The 19,032-nt window shown below is 69.2% G+C and carries 20 protein-coding genes; 13 read left to right on the top strand and 7 right to left on the bottom strand.

Annotated elements, in window-relative coordinates:
- The first annotated feature begins 62 nt into the window (after positions 1-62).
- Genes EL266_RS01240 through EL266_RS13345 form a run of 3 tightly spaced genes read left to right on the top strand, consistent with a single transcriptional unit; the run spans position 63 to position 920 of the window.
- On the top strand, positions 63-374 hold the full coding sequence (locus EL266_RS01240) for a type II toxin-antitoxin system Phd/YefM family antitoxin (protein ID WP_026426725.1): 312 nt from the start codon (positions 63-65) through the stop codon (positions 372-374).
- Positions 371-784 (top strand): PIN domain-containing protein, encoded by a 414-nt coding sequence (locus EL266_RS01235; protein WP_026426726.1) that lies wholly within the window; start codon positions 371-373, stop codon positions 782-784. Before EL266_RS01240 ends, EL266_RS01235 begins: the two co-directional genes overlap by 4 nt.
- Entirely contained in the window at positions 771-920 is a 150-nt protein-coding gene (locus EL266_RS13345; RefSeq protein WP_170175868.1) for a hypothetical protein, read from the top strand. The genes EL266_RS01235 and EL266_RS13345 overlap by 14 nt, the downstream gene beginning before the upstream one ends.
- Before the next feature lie 258 nt (positions 921-1,178).
- On the opposite strand, the gene EL266_RS01230 is transcribed toward EL266_RS13345, so the two are convergent.
- Positions 1,179-2,063 carry a CPBP family intramembrane glutamic endopeptidase gene (locus EL266_RS01230; RefSeq protein ID WP_051281067.1) on the bottom strand — a complete coding sequence of 295 codons (885 nt, stop codon included), beginning with the start codon at positions 2,061-2,063 and terminating at the stop codon, positions 1,179-1,181.
- A 172-nt stretch (positions 2,064-2,235) separates the two neighbouring features.
- On the opposite strand from EL266_RS01230, the gene EL266_RS01225 reads away from it, so the two are divergent.
- From EL266_RS01225 to EL266_RS01200, 6 genes are all read left to right on the top strand, one after another.
- Positions 2,236-3,255: a sensor histidine kinase gene (locus EL266_RS01225; RefSeq protein WP_051281068.1), complete on the top strand. Its 1,020-nt coding sequence runs from the start codon at positions 2,236-2,238 to the stop codon at positions 3,253-3,255.
- Positions 3,252-3,947, top strand: coding sequence for a response regulator (locus EL266_RS01220; protein ID WP_026426727.1), 696 nt, complete (start codon positions 3,252-3,254; stop codon positions 3,945-3,947). Before EL266_RS01225 ends, EL266_RS01220 begins: the two co-directional genes overlap by 4 nt.
- Before the next feature lie 216 nt (positions 3,948-4,163).
- Positions 4,164-5,360 carry an ATP-binding protein gene (locus tag EL266_RS01215; RefSeq protein ID WP_232012066.1) on the top strand — a complete coding sequence of 399 codons (1,197 nt, stop codon included), beginning with the start codon at positions 4,164-4,166 and terminating at the stop codon, positions 5,358-5,360.
- Between the two features lie 157 nt (positions 5,361-5,517).
- Positions 5,518-5,721: a hypothetical protein gene (locus EL266_RS01210; protein WP_126412041.1), complete on the top strand. Its 204-nt coding sequence runs from the start codon at positions 5,518-5,520 to the stop codon at positions 5,719-5,721.
- Positions 5,722-5,768: 47 nt separating this feature from the next.
- Positions 5,769-6,539: a hypothetical protein gene (locus tag EL266_RS01205; RefSeq protein ID WP_126412039.1), complete on the top strand. Its 771-nt coding sequence runs from the start codon at positions 5,769-5,771 to the stop codon at positions 6,537-6,539.
- 141 nt (positions 6,540-6,680) lie between these two features.
- Positions 6,681-7,991 carry an ISL3 family transposase gene (locus EL266_RS01200; protein ID WP_026426729.1) on the top strand — a complete coding sequence of 437 codons (1,311 nt, stop codon included), beginning with the start codon at positions 6,681-6,683 and terminating at the stop codon, positions 7,989-7,991.
- 113 nt (positions 7,992-8,104) lie between these two features.
- Here the strand turns inward: EL266_RS01200 and EL266_RS01195 are convergent, their stop codons facing one another.
- The 6 genes from EL266_RS01195 to EL266_RS01170 form a co-directional block, all read right to left on the bottom strand.
- Positions 8,105-8,596 (bottom strand): GNAT family N-acetyltransferase, encoded by a 492-nt coding sequence (locus EL266_RS01195; RefSeq protein WP_197719257.1) that lies wholly within the window; start codon positions 8,594-8,596, stop codon positions 8,105-8,107.
- 78 nt (positions 8,597-8,674) lie between these two features.
- Complete coding sequence (locus EL266_RS01190; RefSeq protein ID WP_051281397.1) at positions 8,675-9,880, bottom strand: bifunctional glycosyltransferase family 2/GtrA family protein; 1,206 nt, start codon at positions 9,878-9,880, stop codon at positions 8,675-8,677.
- A 1-nt stretch (position 9,881) separates the two neighbouring features.
- Positions 9,882-10,874, bottom strand: coding sequence for a phosphodiester glycosidase family protein (locus EL266_RS01185; protein ID WP_034515515.1), 993 nt, complete (start codon positions 10,872-10,874; stop codon positions 9,882-9,884).
- Positions 10,875-10,980: 106 nt separating this feature from the next.
- On the bottom strand, positions 10,981-12,813 hold the full coding sequence (locus EL266_RS01180) for an FUSC family protein (RefSeq protein ID WP_169719974.1): 1,833 nt from the start codon (positions 12,811-12,813) through the stop codon (positions 10,981-10,983).
- A gap of 258 nt (positions 12,814-13,071) precedes the next feature.
- Positions 13,072-13,839, bottom strand: coding sequence for a hypothetical protein (locus tag EL266_RS01175; protein ID WP_051281398.1), 768 nt, complete (start codon positions 13,837-13,839; stop codon positions 13,072-13,074).
- Positions 13,840-14,093: 254 nt separating this feature from the next.
- Positions 14,094-14,444, bottom strand: coding sequence for a GNAT family N-acetyltransferase (locus EL266_RS01170; RefSeq protein WP_232012065.1), 351 nt, complete (start codon positions 14,442-14,444; stop codon positions 14,094-14,096).
- A 231-nt stretch (positions 14,445-14,675) separates the two neighbouring features.
- On the opposite strand from EL266_RS01170, the gene dnaK reads away from it, so the two are divergent.
- From dnaK to EL266_RS01150, 4 genes are all read left to right on the top strand, one after another.
- Positions 14,676-16,544 (top strand): molecular chaperone DnaK, encoded by a 1,869-nt coding sequence (gene dnaK, locus EL266_RS01165; protein WP_026427794.1) that lies wholly within the window; start codon positions 14,676-14,678, stop codon positions 16,542-16,544.
- Positions 16,541-17,188, top strand: coding sequence for a nucleotide exchange factor GrpE (locus EL266_RS01160; protein WP_026427795.1), 648 nt, complete (start codon positions 16,541-16,543; stop codon positions 17,186-17,188). The genes dnaK and EL266_RS01160 overlap by 4 nt, the downstream gene beginning before the upstream one ends.
- A 104-nt stretch (positions 17,189-17,292) precedes the next feature.
- Positions 17,293-18,324 (top strand): DnaJ C-terminal domain-containing protein, encoded by a 1,032-nt coding sequence (locus EL266_RS01155; protein ID WP_026427796.1) that lies wholly within the window; start codon positions 17,293-17,295, stop codon positions 18,322-18,324.
- Entirely contained in the window at positions 18,321-18,830 is a 510-nt protein-coding gene (locus EL266_RS01150; RefSeq protein WP_034515518.1) for a heat shock protein transcriptional repressor HspR, read from the top strand. The genes EL266_RS01155 and EL266_RS01150 overlap by 4 nt, the downstream gene beginning before the upstream one ends.
- Positions 18,831-19,032: the final 202 nt, after the last annotated feature.

Here is a 19,032-nt window from a genome sequence, read left to right as displayed (position 1 = left end):
CGGCGCGAGACCCAGTCCCTCGGATGTAGAACATGTAGGATATCGAGGCGTAGGGTTGGTCTATGAGCGCAGAGACAGCCTCGCCGTCGTATTCGGGGCGCACCGTCAGCCTCCGCGAGCTGAACCAGGGCTCCGGGCGGATCATCCGTGATGTAGAGGAGACGTGCCGGCCCGTCACCGTGACCGATCATGGCAAGCCGATCGCCCAGATCGTGCCGATCAAGCCCGACGAAACTCCCTACGAGCGCCTCGTGCGAGAGGGGGAGGTGCGTCCGGCGAGGCGGGCATTCCGCATCCCGGCTCGCAGGATCGCAGTGCCCGAGGGCGTTGATGTGCATGACCTGATCCTGGGTGAGCGCGAGGAGGAGCGTTGATCTACCTGGACACCTCCGTCATGCTCCTCGTGCTCTTCGACCAGGAGGGCGCGGAACATGCGGAGAGGACTCTGCGGGAACTCCGAGAAGAGAGAATGGTCGCATCCTCCCTGCTGGCGATTGAGTCCGCCCGGGCCATACGGCGTGAGGCCTTGGATATGGCACTTGTCGATGACCTCCTTGCCGGCGTCGATCTTGTCGGTATGTCCCAGGAGGTGGTGGACAGAGCGTGCTCACTGACCGGCGAGCTGAAATCCCTCGATGCGATCCACCTGGCCACGGCCCTCATCCTCCACTGCGAGAGCGATCCGGTCACCCTGCTCACCCATGACGCCCGACTCGCCGCCGTCGCTCGCAGTCACGGCCTGCGCGTCGTGGATCTGACTGAGGAGAGTGATGCGGGCAGATGAGGTGGCAGGCGCCGTCCTGGCCGCCTCGCGAGGGGTCGCGGCCGGGGGCGGCTCCACCACGTCGGACTCGTGCCACCTCAGCCCGGAGGATGTGTCGATGTCGGAGGCCGTGGGCGCGCAGTTCATCGCGGAATAGGCGTGGCCATGGCCGGAGGCGTGCATGGCAACGCCGGGGTGCCTTCGGACAGCGCGAGTGGCGACCGTTTTGGAGGGGATTGCGTGTGGGCACGTCGCGACCGTTTTATGGACTCGCAGGTCAGCGCATAGTTACCTTCTCCTACTGAAGTGTCGGCGAGGCTAATATCCTCCAAAATGGTCGTTGCCCGCCATGATCCGGGCGCCGAGCTGACATGACCCTGCTATCAGCGCCGCTGCGCCCCGGGCTCGTCCCACCTCACCGGGGAGTGAGGAAGGCGCTCAGATTCATCAGGACATGCAGCACCACGGGGTACAGGAGGTTCCCCCGGGTCCGCAGGAACAGGATCCCCAGGGCCAGCCCGAAGCAGGCGTGCGGGATGACGCCCACCCACTCGGAGATCGCGAAGGACTCCATGTGGAGCATGCCGAACAGGACACTGGAGACCACCACGGCCACCCACCCGGGAGCACGGTGCGAGATCACGGGGATGAGGACCTGGCGGAAGGCCAGCTCCTCGACCACCGGGCCGAGGACCCCGAGCACCACTGCCAGGACCAGCGGCGGGTAGAGCCCGGTGAGCGCGGAGATGGCGGTGTCATTGCCCAGAGGCTCATTGGCGGCGGGCAGGATCCCCTGCAGCAGCATCTGCAGCAGGCCGCCGAGGGCCTCGATGACCATCATGCCGAGCAGCCCCAGGAGCAGGATCCCCACGGAGCGCAGCGGGCGGGCCGCGATGGGCCGGACCATCCGGGCCAGCTCGTGGCGCCAGGCCCATGTTCCCAGGGTGAACAGCGCGACGTAGGCGGTCATGATCAGCGGATGGCGATGCCCGGCCGGGACCCATAGGCCAACCAACCCCAGCGGGAAGATCGCCGTGTAGGCCACGATGAAGATCCCCTTGAGGAGTCCGGTCGAGCCGGTGCCTGGGCCCCACAGCCAGGCCGTGGCCGGTTCCTCCCCCAGCCCCGCGCCCGGCCCCCGCGACGGCGCGCCCGCCGGACCCCCTGCCTCCTGGGCGGATCCGATCCCGCCCTGTGTGCGGACACCGGGCCATCCCCGCTTGAGGGGGGACGGCGCCGTCGGGCCCGTGGCCCCGGGGCTGAGCGGTCCGCGCCCGGAGAGTGCATCTGCTGCTGCCATGGAAAGCTCCTTCTCTCATTCCTGCCGCATTCCTACGGCGTGCCATCAAGCATGCGCCGAGGCGCGGGAGGCGGGCATCGGCCGGGCCAACGAGGATGGTGGGCGCGCCTCGGACCAGGGCCTCGAACCCTGGTCCGATGAGGCGGGCCCCGCCTCTTCCTAGACTGGCCGCGTGCCCGCACCCGTACTCCGCGTCCCACGACGCACCGGCCCGCGCCGCGCCATGACCGCCTGCGCCGTCGTCATCGCCGGCATGACTCTCGTCGCCGTGCCGGATCCCGCGCTGTGGGTTCGCCTGGCCTGGTGGGCTCTCCTCATCCTCGTCATGGGAGGCGCCCTGTGGCTGCGTCGCCGCGACCGGCTCGCCTACGAGCGCGCACTGGCCCAGGCCGCTGCCGCCCAGGCGGTGGCCCAGGACCGCCTGGCCATCGCGCGCGAGCTGCACGACGTCGTCTCCGGCGGCCTGGGCGCCATCACGGTGCGCGCCGCCGTCGCCCAGCGCCTGGAGACCGGGCCCGAGGGGCTTCGCACCGCCCTGGCCGACGTGGAGTCCGCCTCCCGGGAGGCCACCGACGGGCTGCGGCGCATGCTGGACGTCCTGCGCGATGAGGACGCGGCCCGGTCGGTGCCCGTGGCCCCCGTCGCGGCCAGCCCCGCCCCGACGGCGCTGGACCCGGCACCGGATTCGGGAGCCGGGCCCGACCCCGCCGGCCTGTGGGCGGAGATGGAGGTGGCCGTCCGTCGGGCCCGGCGCAATGGCCTGACGGTCGACGTCTCCTGGCAGGGGGAGCCGTGGGCGGTGGAGCAGGGCCCTGGGCCCATCGCGCTGCCCGCGCCGCCCGCGCCGCCCGCGCTCCGGGAGGCAGCTGTCGGGGTGGTCTGCGAGGCCCTGGCCAACACGGCACGGCACGCCGGCCCGGTGCGCGTGAATCTCGACCTGCGATGGGAGCCCGGGTGGCTGCGCATCGCCGTCCTGGACGATGGGCCCGCCCAGGGCTGGACGCCTCGCCCCGGGACCGGGCGGGGCCTGCGCGGCATGCGCGAGCGGATCGAGGCCCTGGGAGGCCGCCTGAGCGCCGGGCCGCGAGACGACGGCGATCCGGGATTCGGCGTCGTCGCGCTCCTACCGGCAGGGGCGCCGGGGCGGAGCGGCAGCGCTGGAGGCGGGTCGATCGGAGGGGGTAGGGCGTGAGCGGGCCGATTCGTGTGCTGATCGCCGAGGACCAGCGCCTCCTTCGAGCCTCCTTGGAGACTCTGCTGGGCGCCGAGCACGGGATGGAGGTGGTTGGCGCCGTCGGCTCGGGGGCCGAGGCGGTGGAGGCCGCTTCCCGCCTGCGCCCCGACGTCGTCCTCATGGACATCCAGATGCCCGGCATGGACGGGATCGGAGCCACGGCGCGCCTGTGCGCCGACCCCGCGCTCGCGGGCACGCGCGTGCTCATCCTGACGATGTTCGAGGTCGACGATTACGTGCTGGGGGCGATGCGCGCGGGCGCCTCGGGATTCCTCCTCAAGGACGCCGAGCCGCAGGCCCTCATCGACGCCGTGCGAACCGTCCACGCCGGCCAGGCGCTCCTGAGCCCGACGGCGCTGGCGCGGCTCATGGCGCATGCCGACCGGCCGGGGGCGGACGGGGGCGCTCTGGGGCGGGAGGGCTCCCGGGGCCAGAGCGCCAGCGCGATCGCATCGCTGACTCCCCGCCAGCGCGAGGTCCTCGTGCTCATCGCCCGCGGATTGTCCAACGCCGAGATCGAGGAGGCCCTGGGGATCACCCGGGCCACCTGCCGCACCCATATCACCGCGCTCCTGGCGCGCCTGGGCGCCCGGGATCGGGCCCAGCTCGTCATCGCCGCCTACGGGGCCGGGCTGGTCGCGCCCCGGTGAGCTGGGGAGTGGAGGGCGCGGAAGCGGGGGCGCTGACCTGCGAGTCTGCAACTCTCCGCCTAGAACGTCTGCAAACCTCCGCCTAGAATGTCTGCAAACCTCCGCCTAGGAGCCCTGCAACTCTCCGGATAGGAGTCTGACGTGGACACGCGATCCGTGCTCGGGCACGACTACCTGCCGCGTGCCGTCGATGGCGACCTTCAACGCCGTCTGCGCGTGGCCGGGGCGGTCCTCATCGAGGGGCCGCGTGGCTGCGGCAAGACCATGACAGGTCTCCACTCCGCGCAGTCCTACGCCTTCCTCGATGATGAGGAAACCGCCTCCTTGGGCAGTGTCATGCCGTCGGCGCTCCTGGAGGGGGAGAGCCCACGGTTGCTCGACGAGTGGCAGCTTGCGCCAGAGTTGTGGAACCTCGTGCGCCGTGCAGTGGATCGCGACTCCCGTCGCGGTCGCTTCATCCTGACCGGCTCCTCCGTGCCTGCCGATGACGTCACTAGGCACACGGGCGCGGGGCGATTCCTGAGGTTGAGGATGCGCACCATGTCCTGGTGGGAACGCGGCGAATCCACGGGAGAGGTGAGTCTGGAGGGCCTATTCGAGGGAGATCGACCGCGCCCGGCGTGGGACACCCTGGACTACGACGAGGTGATTGACCGGTTGTTGCGCTCGGGCTTCCCCGCGCTGAGGAACCTCGAGGCATCGGACTCGCTTCTCGCCATGAGTGGGTATCTCGACGATATCGCTCGAGCTGATCTTCCTCGCCTGGCATCGATCCGGCACTCTCCCAGGGTCGTCAGCCGGCTGATCCGCTCGCTCGCACGGCGCAGTGCCAGCGAGGCCAAGGTATCGGCACTCGCAGCGGACCTGGAGGGCATCGCCCCGCGCATCCGCCCGGAGACGGTCTCCTCATACCTGGAATTGCTCGAGAGTCTCTTTGTGGTGGAGCGAGTCGGCGCCTGGGCACCTGGCCTGAGGTCGCGTGCGCGGCTGCGCACCTCCACCACGCTGCACCTGGCTGATCCGGCGCTGGCGTCCGCTGCGCTCGGCGCCGATCGCAGCGCCCTGCGTGCCGATGTCCGCACTGCGGGGTTCCTCTTCGAGAGCGCGGCAGTCCATGACCTGCTGGTCTACGCCTCTGCGCTGGGCGGCCAGGTCCATCATTATCGGGACTCCAATGGCAGGGAGCTCGACGCGGTCATCACTCTTCCCGGGGGACGGTGGGCTGCTGTGGAGGTCAAGCTCGGCGGTGGCCAGGTGCCAGCAGGTATGGCCTCTGCTGCGCAGGCTGTTGCCGGAATCGATACCGACCTTGAGGGAGAGCCTTCCTTCATCCTTGTGGTCACAGGCACGGGGCCGACCCTCGTCAGTGATGACGGTGTCATCACCTGTCCCTTGTCAGCCCTGCGTCCGTGAGATCCAGCAGAGCGGGCTGCGGGCCGTTACTCCCTGCCCGGGCGCCTCGTCCTGTTCATGCCCGCTCGCGGAAGACCACACGGCGCTGGATCCTGCAGCCGAGGATGTGATCGCTGCGAAAGTCGTAGTAGTCGCCCTTGATGACCGGGATGGCGTCGTGCTCACCGGTGACGGCAACGATCTGCGCGGCGGCGAGATCACCTCCTCGTCGTTGCAGCGCGGGCCAGCATCGCCTATGTGGGGCTTCGGCTGGATCGATCCTGGCAGGACCGCCTATCGCTCCGGCCGCGGCCAAGCGTTGATGTCCGGATGCGAAGGGCTGCGAGCCATGAAGCGAAACTCATTCATGTCGGAGCCTTGAGATACCTTGTTCAAGATCGTCGTATCGGATTGGAAGGAGAAGGAGATATGGATAGTTGCGCTGATTTTCTGAGAAGTGCATGGAAGACTGCTGTGGGTGGTGTGCGCACTCTTTCTTGGCGATCCTTCTGGGTGTGGGCATACATTTTCTGCGGCATCGTATTTGCGGCATTGACGGCGGGCTTCGGCGGGGTGTTTGGCCTCTTTTTTGCGGGATTCTCGATGATTCTCATGATCCTGTGGTTATTATTGAAGGCAATCTTATTTTTGATGTTAGGGTACCTACTGCCGCCGCGGCCGTCAATGGCGTTACAAAGCGCGCTTGTATTCCGGGTGAATCAACTTTGTCGCATTGTTTTTGGGGCGCTGATGCTGGGAATTGGTGCGTATTGGGGGGCGTTACTTAGTGTTGATGTGCAGAGAGCGTCCATTTTGCAGGATCCCGGACCGCGCCTTACGGGGCTTGCGATGACTGGAATTCACTGGCCTGCGATGTTAGCATTTTTCTTCGGATTGCTTTATGTCGTCGGTGCGCTGGCTGTTGATGTTGTCCGCGCATCGGAGGTGGAGCGGCGTGGGTGTGTTGAACGTGCTCTTCGACCACTGGGTGGCGTAGTTTGTGATAGGGTGAGGCGTCGACTTGCCGATTACTGGATGAGTGCATTGAGGGGGAGGGCTAATATTATGGCGGGTTTCTTCGGGGCTGTTATTATGCTTTTTCTGATGATGCTCATCGTTCTGTCGTGGGCGCCAGTAGTGTTGGAGTGTTTTTTGGATATTATGAGTAATCCGGATAGGTTGCAAGCTTTTTCGTTTTAGTGGCTCTTCGTGTTTAGGGGTGTGGTAGGTGGGGGTTATTGGTGTGATTGTGTGTGGTGGGGGTGCGTCGTTGCTGGGGTAGGGGTCGAGGTCCTCTGATGATGGGAGCTGCTTAGACAACCCATCTGCGAGGACCTCGACATGGCTGACACTACCTTCACCGCTGCTGATCTGACCACTTTCCTGGGGCTGGAGGCCCTGGGCCTGCGGGCGGTGGGCCAGCGCCTGCAGGACGATGGGGCGGTGGTGGAGTGCCGCCTGGCGGTCAGCCTGGAGGATCCCTTCTGCCGGGTCTGCGGGGCTCAGGGGGTGGCTGTGGGCACCGTCTCGCGTCGTCTGGCCCATCTGCCGGTGGGGTGGCGCCCCACACAGCTGGTGGTGCGCCTGCGGCGCTTTTCCTGCGCGCCGTGCCGCCGGGTGTGGAGGCAGGATGCCGCCCGGGTCGCCGCCAAGCGCTCCAGGCTGACGTGGTCGGCGGTGGACTGGGGGATGCGAGCCCTGGGGGCGGAGTTCATGTCCGTGTCGCGCATCGCCAAGGCTCTGGGGGTGGCCTGGCACACCGCCAACAGCTCGATCCTGTCCAGGGCCCAGCAGGTGCTGCTCGAGGACCCCGGCCGCCTGGAGGGCGTGGAGGTCATCGGGGTTGATGAGCACGCCTGGCGCCACACCGCCAGGGGCGATAGGTATGTCACCGTCGTTATCGACCTGACCCCCGTGCGCACGGGCACCGGTCCCGCTCGGCTGCTGGACATGGTCCCTGGCAGGTCCAAGCGGGCCCTCAAGGACTGGCTCGAAGGACAGGACGAGGCCTTCCGCCACAGAATCGAGGTGGTGGCCATGGACGCCTTCACCGGGTTCAAGAGCGCCGCCGCTCAGGCCCTGCCCGACGCCACCGAGGTCATGGATCCCTTCCACGTGGTGGCCCTGGCCGGCGATAAGCTCGATCGCACGCGTCAGCGCCTCCAGCGCCAGACCACCGGGCGCCGAGGCCGCAAGAACGACCCCCTGTACAAGGCCCGCAGACTGCTGCGCACCGGGGCGGGACTGCTGACCGACAAGGCCTGGGATCGCCTCGAGGGCGTGTTCGCCGATGAGCGTCACGCCGCGGTGGAAGCCACCTGGAGCGCCTATCAGCGGATCATCGCCGCCTACCGCGCCAAGACCCCCGCCGCCGGCAAGGCCCTGATGACCAAGATCATCGACACCCTTGGCACCGGTGTCCCCCAGGCCCTGGGCGAACTGGCCGAGCTCGGTCGGACCCTGCGCAAGCGCCGCCACGACATCCTGGCCTACTTCGACCACCCCCACGCCTCCAACGGCCCCACCGAGGCTATCAACGGCAGGCTCGAGCACCTGCGCGGCATCGCCCTGGGCTTTCGCAACCTGACCCACTACACCACCCGCAGCCTCATCCACGCCGGAGGATTCAGGAAAAAACTCCTACACCCCTAAACACGAAGAGCCGTTTTAGTGGGGCAGTGATTCTGGCGGGGAGGCGTTCCCGGTTGATGAGGCTGGCGAGCGCCTCGCCTAAGTCGTGGAGGGCCGTTTCTTGAGAGACCTGCTCAGTCGAGGTTGAGGCCGAAGTGGTGGGAGACGATGTCGAAGCGCTCGCGCAGGTAGAAGCGGTGGGCGGCATGGCGCTGCACCCCGGAATCGAGCTCGATGCGCGTGATGCCCCACTGCCGGGCCAGGTCGGCCAGGTGCTGGAGCAGGAGGCGGCCGCAGCCGCGTGAGCGGGCGGCCTGCGTGGTGACCAGGTCATCCACATAGATCTTGCGGATGACCGAGGTCGTGTCCATGACCCGCCAGCCGGCGACGGCGAGGACCTCCTCGCCGTCGACCACCGCGGTGAAGCGCAGGCCCTGCGGCGTGCCGCGGGTCAGCACCTGGTTGAGCAGTTCGGAGGTCAGATGCGGGCGCAGCTCCTGGAGCACGGCCAGGGCGGCAGGCCAGCGCGGGTCACCCGCGGGCAGGTCGACGATGCGCAGACTGCTGCCCGCACTGTGCTGTGAGGCCTGCCGTGACTCTGATTCGGTGGGACTGACGGTGTCCATGGGTAAGAGCCTAGTGCTGTGCTCAGCGACTTCGGCCGCCACGGTGGCGAGGCGCCCCGCCTGGCGCCGCTCTCACCGTCAGGCCTTCTCGCGGAAGACCACGCGGCGCTGGATCAGGTAGCTGGCGATGTAGATGGTCCCGTCGCCGACGATCTTGGCCAGTCCCAGCGGCACGCCCAGGCCCGTAAGGGCCCACAGGGCCAGGTAGCTGGCGGCGACGATGCTCAGGGCCAGGGTCGTGTAGCGCACCGCTGTGCGCACCACAGTCCCGGGGGCGGCCCGGAAGACCCGGCGGTTCATGAAGAAGTTCGCCGTCCCCGAGATGATCCTCGCCCCCACGGCCGCGGTCAGGAGGCTCCCGGTCATGGCGAAGATGATCATGACCCCCAGCCAGTCGATGGCGAAGCTCGCCAGGGAGGCCCCCGTGAAGACCAACAGTGGGGCGTAGATGCGGGCCGAGTCCCTCAAGGGGCGGAAGTGCGAGGAGGTGTTGCCCGGCTCGTAGACGGTGGCGATCTCCACCTCCTCGACGGCCAGACCCAGGTCGTGAGCCTTCAGCAGTGCGGAGAGCTCGTACTCGTAGCGGTCGCCCGGCACCTCCTGGAGCCAGCCGAAGCCTCCGGCCGGGTAGCCGCGCAGACCGGTCTGGGTGTCCCTCAGCGCCCAGCCCGTGGCGCCCCGGAACAGCAGGGCGGTGATGTCGTTGCCCAGGCGGCTGCGCAGGGGGACCGGACCGGTGAACCGGCGCACTCCCAGGGTCATGCGCCCGGTGCTGCGCACGCGCGCCGCCACGGCGGCGATGTCCGAGGGCGTGTGCTGCCCGTCGGCGTCGGCGCACACGACATCCGCCTGGGGCCAGTTGACCGCCGCCCGGGCCAGGCCGCGCCTCAGCGCCTCGCCCTTGCCCTGGTTGACCGCGTAGGTGAGGACCTCGGCGCCCCGTGAGCGTGCTGAGGCGAAGACCTCGGCGTACTCGGGCCCGGATCCGTCGTCGACGACGAGCACCGCGCATCCTGGGCACTGGCCCTGCATGCGGGTGATGAGCCGGGGCAAGCGCGCATCGGGCTGGTAGGCCGGGATGAGGACCACCAGGGTGGTGGGGATCGCCTCGGTGCGGGTGCGGACTCCGACCCGCGGCGCCGTCCTGCTGCGGGGGCGGGAGGTGGGGTACGCGGCCGGGTGGGTGCGGCGGGCGCTGGGGCTGTGCGCCGTGAGTGTGCCGCGCGTCGCGCGAGGCCTGCTCGTGCGCACGGGGGTCGTCTGCTGGCTGGTGCTGGTCGTCATGTCAGGAGCCCTTCGCGATGTAGAAGATGTCGGAGGTGGCGCGCTCCCCACCATTGGAGGGCTGATTGATGATCGCGCCGTTGAAGTACAGGGCGGACGAGCCGCCGCCGTCGAGGTTGTAGGCCACCTGGCATCCCAGGCCGGCCATGATCTGGGCGAGCTCGGTCATGGTCACGCCGCGCGAGTAGCCCTCATTGCGGCCGTCGACGACGACGAAGGCGTAGTGGTTGTCCCCGATGAGGCCGAAGGCGGTGCGGGGCTGCTCGCCCTGGATGGAGTGGTTCCCGACGTTGGTGTCCACCTCCACGCTGTCGATGCCCGACAGGACCTGTCCGTCCTTGATCAGGGCCGGGCCGAAGGAGCAGGTGTTCCACACCCCGGAATCGAGCAGCGTCTGTGCATCGGTGGAGGTCTCGTCGTAGACCTCCGCGTGCCCATCGAGGTAGAAGGCGATGCCCTCGCGCACCCCTGCGTCCCGGTAGACCACGCCGTTGCGGATGAGGATGCCGTCGGAGCGGAATCCGTAGTAGTCGCCGTTGATGGCCAGGATCGCGTCGTGCTCGGAGGCGATCTGGGTGGGCTTAGCGGTGATATTGGTGCCGTACTCGTTGTTGGCGAAGGCCGATCGGATGGTGGTGGCATCGGCGACGGTGACGTCGGCGACGTAGTAGGTGACCGTGTCCGAGCCCGACCCGGTGGTGACCTGGTCGATGGTGATCGAGGTGTTGGAGGAGGAGTAGGAGGAGTCCGTGACCTCGACGCTCGTGGCGGCGGCCTGGGTGGCGGCCTGCACGGAGGAGTTGGCCGCCTCGTAGGCGGCGACGTCGCTGATCTCGGTGTGGTCGACGACGAAGCGGTTGAGGGCCCAGGCGCTGGTGCCGGTGGCGGCCAGGCCCAGGACGGCGGCTCCTCCCAGGAGGAAGCGGCGTCGGGTGTGCTTGGAGGAGGGGGCGCTCGGCGCCTCGGGGGCCTCGGGGGCATCGGTTCGGTGCATGCCTTAACCGTGGCGGGCGGGCGTGTGCCCGCCGTAGGTTCACCTTGTGGGTTTCCTGTGAAGCCGGGCGGTTCCGGTGCGCGACGGTGCCGGGGCGCCCCGGGGCTCACGCGCTGGCGAGGAACTCGGCGCGGATGACCGCCACGGTCCCGGCCACCGCCGTCGGATCGATGCGGCGCTGGGAGATGGGCGGGAGCGCGTCGATCATCTCCGCGATGGCGCGGTGCGCGATCCGGGCAGCCGCTCGACCCGTGCCGGGTTGGCGCCATGTCGCAGCGACGACGTCGTAGCTCAGGCGCGAGACCTCCTCCTGCACGCGCATCCACGGCTCCAGCGACTCCGGATCGTCGGGGCGCTGGGAGGACAGGATCGCGCCTGCGCGACCCAGCTCGAACACGAGGTCCCGCCGATGGGCGCGCACGAGGTCCGTGGGGGAGCCGTCGTGCTCCCCTGCGGTCAGCAGTGGCAGTGGACGGCGGGATGGCGGGAGCCCGGCGGGGTCCTCCAGGCCCTTGGCCAGGTCGTCGAGGACGAGCAGGAGGCGGGTGAGGGTCTGGCGGAACTGGCGGCGGACCAGGAGGATCGGCGCGCGCCGACCCATCACCCAGATCATGAGCACCGAGGCCCCCACGCCGATGGCGGTCTCCCCGAGGCGGTCGGTGATGAGGAGGTGGGTGTGCGCGGCGGAGGGTGCAGGGGTGAGCATGAGCCCGAAGACCGTGACGAAGACGACGCTGGACGCGTAGTTGCGCACGGCCAGCGCCTCCAGCCCGTAGATCGCCACGATCGCGATCCCCAGGCGCGTCCAGGGCCCCGGCCCCAGGGAGACGATCCCGACGTAGACCACCAGCCCGGCCGCCGTGCCGATGACCCGGTGCGCGGCGCGGATCGTCAGGTCGGCGCGTGAGGCCCCCATGTGCAGGACGATGAGCGCCGATTGGATCGCCCAGTACGGGTGCCCGATGGGGGACAGGAGGAAGGCCACTGAGGCGGCCAGGGCCACAGCGCCCGCGGCGCGCCCGGCCACCAGCCTGGGTTGGGAGCCGCTCTGGGCGGCGGTGCGCAGCAGGTAGCGCACCGAGGGCAATCCCAGCGGCACGAGGTTGAAGTGCCGGGAGATCTCGGGATGCTCACTGGGGAAGGACTCGGCCTGAAGGCGCTCGAGCAGCCGCAGATGGCTGGTGCGCAGCCGCCCGTCCAGGGCGCGCCCCTCAGCGGTCAGGGGCACCGTCCCGGGAGTGCGCCCGGTGCGCAGTACGTGCCAGGCGTCGTCGACGGCGATCCACGCCTGGGAGCGCAGCCGATTGGACAGGCTCGCGGCTCTGGCATCCCACGGGTCGGGCCGCGGCTGCTGGCAGTAGGCCTCGACGGCCTGCTCGGCCGCCTCCACAGCCCGCCTCTCGGCCGTGTGGGGCCACAGCGCCAGGAGGATCAGGGAGGCGGCCAGGGCGAGGGCCCAGGCGAGCGCGGTGATCGGCAGCAGGGTGGCGCAGGTCCAGCCCAGCGAGCCCATGTACACCCCCAGGGCGCCGGCGAAAACCGTGTTGATGGGTCCGGGCGGTCCGGTCAGGAGGGCGTGCCAGAACCACACGACGACGAAGGTCATCGCCGTCATCACCGGCGGCACGAGCAGCGGCCACGGCGAGATGAGCAGGCCGATGGCCTGGCAGGCCAGCACTGTGGCGCCGACCCGGATCCCGACCAGTACCCGGCGCCGCGTGGGGAAGTCCCGTCCCCCTCCGGCCGACATCGCGCCGAGCAGCCCCATCCCGCCCTTGTCCGGGCCGAGGATGACCGAGATGACGATGAGGCTCGCGGCCGTGGCCGCCACCCACCGCAGGGCGCGACGCGAGCGCCCCGGGGCCGGGGCGAAGGTGACGAGGCTGCGCAGGAGGCGCTGCAGGCGTCGGCGGCCGGTGGCGAGGGCGGACGGGGGCACAAGCCGAGAATAGGAGGCGCAGCACTCGGGCACGCCGTGCCCGATCCTGCTCGACGAATACGGCCCGTCGTGCCCCGGCTCCCCGGTCATGGCCAGGGGCTTGGGGGCCGACGGCGCTCAAGCGGAGGGCGCCGGCCCTCACGCCCCCCGGCGCACCAGGGCGCCCACGGAGGCGGGCTCGGGACTGCCTCGACGTGGGCGCAACGCCCACGGCCTGTTGGGGGCCTTGACTCAGTGCTCGACCCCGATGAGAAAGGCTCACTCAGTGGTGGGCAACTGCTGGGTCCCCTCGCCGTCGACGGGTGGCAGGGGCGCCTGTGGCGCTGCGGGGGGCTGTGGCAGGGCCTGCCCGGGCTGCTGTTGCGCGACCTGCATCTGGTAGAAGGCCTGCTGCTGGGCGGTGCTCATCTGCTGCTGGAGGGCGAGCTGCTGCATCATGAGCTGTTGGGTGTGCAGCTGCTGGGCCTCCTGGTGGTGGATCTGCGACTGGTTGGCGAAGAGCAGCTGCTGCATCTCCGCAGTGAACCGGGCGAGCTTGGCGCGCTCGAACGGGGAGACGACGATGACCGTTGTCGCGCCGGCGTGGTTCTGAACGATCAGTCCGGCAGGGAAGGAGCCGCTGATGCCCACGGCGCCGAGTAGCACGAGGAAGACGCAGAACAGGACGCCGGGCAGGCTGTTGCCCCCCATGAGCGCGATGCCGAGGACGACGAGGATGACCGACAGGAGGAACTGCCCGAGCCGGAACTGAGTGGATGTGGACACCGACGAGATCCCATTGATTGGGAAACTCGATTTAGACCCGCCAACGGGAATAAATCCGAGAATGGTGTTGGGCGATTCAAAGGCGAAGCGGGTTGAGGAGCACATGAGCTGCGTCTTGAGGTAGGGCGTCAGGAGCGTTGGGCTGAAGGTGTCGCCATACACCATGGTCTCGCCGGGGGCGAGCTGGAAGTTCGTCGCGTTGTGGATCCCGGGGTGGATGGGATGGGGAGACGGATCAGAGGCCATGGCTGAACCGGTCATGGGAAGTCCTTTCGGGGAGTGCTGACTAAGCCATGCTAAGAGTCTGCGTGAGGAGTGACCAACGCATTGCGCATCTACGTGCGGGTCAGACCTCATGATCGCCGCGCCACCCCCAGGCGGCAAGACGTGCACGACGGCGAATCATCACAGCCGTCGAGTCCTCCTTGGGACTGCAGTCCCAAAGAAGGAGCTGGCATCTCTCGCCCCCATCATGCGGTCGGGCTCAGGGGGAGCCTCGGGGCGCGGGCTCGGAATCAGGGACGGGTCTCCGCCGGGGTGAGGTGCTTGATGACGGCGACGAGCCGCTGGCGGCGGTGATCGGCGGCCAACGGCGTGAACCCGTAGTGCCGGTAGAAGGAGGCGGCGCGCTCATCGATGGCGTCGACGACGAGCAGCCTGGCGGCGACGATGCGACTGGCATGGTCCGCTGAGCGGACGGCATGGGAGAGCAGGACGCTTCCGAGGCCCTGCCCCTGAAGGCTTCGGTCCAGGGCCAGCCGCGCCAGGAGGAATGCGGGCAGGAGTGCTGGCTGCCCCCGGTTGAGACGGCGAGGCAGGCCCTCGGTGTGGATCGAGGTGGAGGCCAGCGAGTAGTAGCCCAGCACGCGCCCGGCATCCGGCTTCTCGGCACCCCCGGCGTCTCTCGACCTCGCGGCGAGGCTGCGGTGCGGCAGTGAGGGTGCTCACGTATCCCCTCGGAATGAACGCCACCGCCGCAAGGTTGATTGGAGCAGACTCAAGGTTGAAGTTGACAACGCTAGGCTCAACCACAATCCTGAGTGCATTCGACTCAACCCGGCCGGGCATCCGGTCGCCAACCACAAGGAGCACATCGCATGGCACGCGCCGTCGGTATTGACCTCGGAACCACCAACTCCGCCATCGCCGTCCTCGAGGGCGGCGAGCCCACCATCATCCCCAACGCCGAGGGAGGCCGCACCACGCCCTCCGTCGTCGCCTTCTCCAAGTCCGGAGAGGTCCTGGTCGGCGAGATCGCCAAGCGCCAGGCCGTCACCAACGTCGACCGCACCATCTCCTCGGTCAAGCGCCACATGGGCACTGACTGGTCCGTCGAGATCGACGACAAGAAGTACACCGCCCAGGAGATCAGCGCCCGCATCCTGGCCAAGCTCAAGGCCGACGCCGAGTCCTACCTGGGTGAGACCGTCACCAACGCCGTCATCACCGTCCCGGCCTACTTCAACGACGCCGAGCGCCAGGCCACCAAGGAGGCCGGCACCATCGCGGGCCTGACCGTGGACCGCATCGTCAACGAGCCCACCGCCGCGGCCCTGGCCTACGGCCTGGACAAGGGCAAGGAGGATGAGCTCATCCTCGTCTTCGACCTGGGCGGCGGCACCTTCGACGTCTCCCTGCTGGAGGTCGGCAAGGACGAGGACGGCTTCTCCACCATCCAGGTGCGCGCCACCAACGGCGACAACCGCCTGGGCGGGGACGACTGGGACGCCCGGATCGTCGACTGGCTCGTCAGCCAGGTCAAGTCCAAGGACGGCGTGGACCTGTCCAAGGACAAGATCGCCATGCAGCGCCTCAAGGACGCCGCCGAGCAGGCCAAGAAGGAGCTGTCCTCGGCGACCTCCACCGACATCAACCTGCAGTACCTGTCCATGAGCGAGGCCGGCCCGGTCCACCTCGACGAGAGGCTGACCCGCTCCCGCTTCGAGGAGATGACCGCCGACCTCATCGAGCGCACCAAGGTCCCCTTCCACAACGTCATCAAGGACGCCGGCGTCGCCCTGTCCGAGATCGACCACGTGGTCCTGGTCGGCGGCTCCACCCGCATGCCCGCCGTCACCGAGGTCGTGCGCGAGCTGACCGGGGGCAAGGAGCCCAACAAGGGCGTCAACCCCGATGAGGTCGTCGCCATCGGCGCCTCCCTGCAGGCCGGCGTCATCCAGGGCGACCGCAAGGATGTCCTGCTCATCGACGTCACCCCCCTGAGCCTGGGCATCGAGACCAAGGGCGGGGTGATGACCAAGCTCATCGACCGCAACACCGCGATCCCCACCAAGAAGAGCGAGGTCTTCTCCACCGCTGAGGACAACCAGCCCTCCGTGCTCATCCAGGTCTACCAGGGCGAGCGCGAGTTCGCCCGGGACAACAAGCCGCTGGGCACCTTCGAGCTGACCGGCATCGCCCCGGCCCCCCGTGGCATCCCCCAGATCGAGGTCTCCTTCGACATCGACGCCAACGGCATCGTCCACGTCTCGGCCAAGGACCGCGGCACCGGCAAGGAGCAGTCCATGACGATCTCCGGTGGCTCGGCCCTGCCCAAGGAGGACATCGACCGCATGGTCAAGGACGCCGAGGCCCACGCCGAGGAGGACAAGAAGCGCCGCGAGAACGCCGAGACGCGCAACTCCGCCGAGCAGCAGGCCTACTCCATCGAGAAGCTCCTCAAGGACAACAAGGACAAGCTGCCCGAGGACGTCCACTCCGAGGTCTCCACCGCCGTCGACGAGCTCAAGAAGGCCCTGGAGGGCGAGGACATCGAGCCGGTCAAGGCCGCCCAGGAGAAGCTGAACTCCGTGGCCCAGAAGGTGGGCGAGGCCCTCTACGCCGCTGACCAGGCCGCCGCCTCCGAGGCCGGCGCCCAGGCCGCCGGTGGGGACAGCGCCCAGGCCCCCGGCCAGGACGAGGACATCGTCGATGCCGAGATCGTTGACGACGAGGACGCCAAGTGAGTGCCGCCGGAGCCGACCACGAGGGCATCGACCCCGAGCTCGCGGCCGCCGTCGACTCCGCCTTCGAGGAGGCTGACCCCCAGGTCCGTGAGGAGCTCGCCCAGGCCGACGCCGCCCAGGCCGCCCAGGAGGCGGCCGGGCAGGCCCCGGGCGAGGACCAGGGCGCGGACCAGGAGGCCGCCGAGCCCGACCCGCTGGCCCAGGCCCAGGCGCAGGCCGCCCAGGCCGGCGAGGACCTGGCCAGGGCGCGGGCGGACCTCTACAACCTCCAGCAGGAGTACCAGGGGTTCGTGCGCCGCTCCCGTGAGGCGGCGGCCGGGCACCGGGCCGACGGCGCAGCCGGCGTCGTCGAGGCCCTCATCCCGATCCTCGATGAGATCGAGCTGGCCCGTCAGCACGGGGACCTGACCGGCACCTTCGCCACCACGGCCGGCAAGCTCGAGACCCTCCTGGAGGAGAAGTTCTCCCTGGAGCGCTTCGGCCAGGTCGGGGAGGCCTTCGACCCCACCCTCCACGAGGCCCTCATGGCCAGTGAGTCCGATGAGGTCGAGGAGCCCACCATCTCCCTGGTCCTCCAGCCCGGCTACCGCCTGGGCGAGCGGGTGGTGCGCGCCGCCCGCGTCCAGGTCGCCAATCCCGCGTGAGGCCCCGCGCGCATGCGGTGGTGGGGCGCATCCCGCGCCCCACCACCAGGGCCCACCGGCACACAACCATCCATTACCCAGCACTCAGAAGGAGGCGGTGAGACATGGCCAGCCAGGACTGGATGACCAAGGACTTCTACGCGGTCCTCGGCGTCGACAAGAGCGCCGACGCCGCCACCATCAAGAAGGCCTACCGCACTCAGGCCAAGAAGTACCACCCCGACCGCAACCCCGACGACGCCGCGGCGGCCGAGCGCTTCAAGGACATCGGCGAGGCCTACGCGGTCCTGTCCGATCCCAAGGAGCGCCAGCAGTACGACGCCATCCGCTCCATGGCCGGGGGAGGGGCGCGCTTCACCGCGGGCGGCCCGGGCGGGAGCGCGGGAGGATTCGAGGACATCTTCTCCTCCATGTTCGGCGCCCAGGCCGGGGGCGGGAACGTCCGCTTCGAGACCAGCGGGGCCGATCAGCCCGATCTCGACGACCTGCTGCGCATGTTCGGAGGCACCCCCAGCCCCACCCGCGCCGGCGGCAGGCCCGGGCCCTTCGGCTTCGGCAGCTTCGGCGCCCAGGCCCCGGCCAAGGGGCCCGACGTCGTCACCTCGGCGACCCTGGACCTGCGCGACGCCGTGGCCGGGACCACCGTGGAGCTGACCGCCGACGGGCGCACCATGACCGTGCGCATCCCCGCCGGGGTCCAGTCGGGCAAGAAGATCCGCCTGCGCGGCAAGGGCCGGCCCGGGATGAATGGCGGGGAGAACGGGGACATGGTGGTGACCATCACCGTGGCCAAGCACCCCGTCTACTCCATCGACCCGGCCGACGGCGCCAACCTGCGCATGGACCTGCCCGTCACCCTGGCGGAGGCCGCCCTGGGCGCCACCGTGGAGGTTCCGCTCCTCGACGGGACGACCAGCCGGGTGCGCATCAAGCCGGGAACCTCCTCGGGAACCGTGCTGCGCCTGCGCGGCAAGGGCGTGACCACGGCCAAGCGAACGGGCGACCTCCTGGTCACCGTGCAGGTCGCCGTGCCCAAGAAGCTGTCCAAGGCCGCCAAGGAGGCGCTGAACGCCTTCGATGAGGCCATGGCGGGGACCGACCCGCGGGCCTCCCTCATGGAGGAGGCCCGGCAGTGAGCCCGCGGCGCAGGGCCGGCCAGGGCCTGGGCTTCCTGGCCGAGGACGCGGGGGAGCGGGCCGTCTACGTGGTCTCGGTGGCGGCCGAGCTCGCCGGCATGCACCCCCAGACCCTGCGCCAGTACGACCGCCTGGGCCTGGTCAGTCCGGCGCGCACCCGCTCCCGGGGGAGGCGCTACTCCCACCGGGACGTGGAGCGGCTGCGCCGGATCCAGGCCCTGAGCCAGGAGGGGGTCAATCTGGAGGGCATCCGGCGCATCATCGAACTGGAGAAGCGCGTCGAGGAGCTCCAGGCGGCCAACGCCGAGCTTCGCGCCCGCGAGGCCGCCGTCCAGCGGATCTTCGCCGCCGCGGCCGACGGCGAGGTCCAGGTGATGGCGCGCAGCCCCCGGACGGGCCGCGGCAGCCGGACCGGCCGGACCGCCCGCGGCAGCGATGATGACGAACGGACGGCGGAGACCCGCCCGAGCCGCGCCCTCATCGTGCGGCCCCCGCGCGGGGGCTGACGTCGGACGGGGCTGAACAGGGGCTTGTCCATGGTGAACAGCTTTTCCCGCTCTCGCGCATGGGTATGCTATGGGAAGTGTGTTATGACCTGCGCGTTTGTTATCGTGGTGAGTGGCGGCGGGCGTGAAAGCTGTTCGTCGTGGACAAACTGGACGGGCGCATCGAGGACTCTCCTCCTCAAGGTGGGACCTACCCCTCCTT

This window comes from Actinomyces slackii, from assembly GCF_900637295.1.
Taxonomy (GTDB): domain Bacteria; phylum Actinomycetota; class Actinomycetes; order Actinomycetales; family Actinomycetaceae; genus Actinomyces; species Actinomyces slackii.
Note: the sequence above shows the minus strand (reverse complement) of the source record. Positions and strands in the feature narration are given on the sequence as shown.

Coding starts and splice junctions, on each gene's coding strand:
- EL266_RS01240 (WP_026426725.1), top strand. CDS start 63: ATGAGCGCAGAGACAGCCTCGCCGTCGTATTCGGGGCGCACCGTCAGC.
- EL266_RS13345 (WP_170175868.1), top strand. CDS start 771: ATGCGGGCAGATGAGGTGGCAGGCGCCGTCCTGGCCGCCTCGCGAGGG.
- EL266_RS01230 (WP_051281067.1), bottom strand. CDS start 2,063: ATGGCAGCAGCAGATGCACTCTCCGGGCGCGGACCGCTCAGCCCCGGG.
- EL266_RS01205 (WP_126412039.1), top strand. CDS start 5,769: ATGGATAGTTGCGCTGATTTTCTGAGAAGTGCATGGAAGACTGCTGTG.
- EL266_RS01200 (WP_026426729.1), top strand. CDS start 6,681: ATGGCTGACACTACCTTCACCGCTGCTGATCTGACCACTTTCCTGGGG.
- EL266_RS01195 (WP_197719257.1), bottom strand. CDS start 8,596: ATGGACACCGTCAGTCCCACCGAATCAGAGTCACGGCAGGCCTCACAG.
- EL266_RS01190 (WP_051281397.1), bottom strand. CDS start 9,880: ATGACGACCAGCACCAGCCAGCAGACGACCCCCGTGCGCACGAGCAGG.
- EL266_RS01185 (WP_034515515.1), bottom strand. CDS start 10,874: ATGCACCGAACCGATGCCCCCGAGGCCCCCGAGGCGCCGAGCGCCCCC.
- EL266_RS01175 (WP_051281398.1), bottom strand. CDS start 13,839: ATGACCGGTTCAGCCATGGCCTCTGATCCGTCTCCCCATCCCATCCAC.
- dnaK (WP_026427794.1), top strand. CDS start 14,676: ATGGCACGCGCCGTCGGTATTGACCTCGGAACCACCAACTCCGCCATC.
- EL266_RS01155 (WP_026427796.1), top strand. CDS start 17,293: ATGGCCAGCCAGGACTGGATGACCAAGGACTTCTACGCGGTCCTCGGC.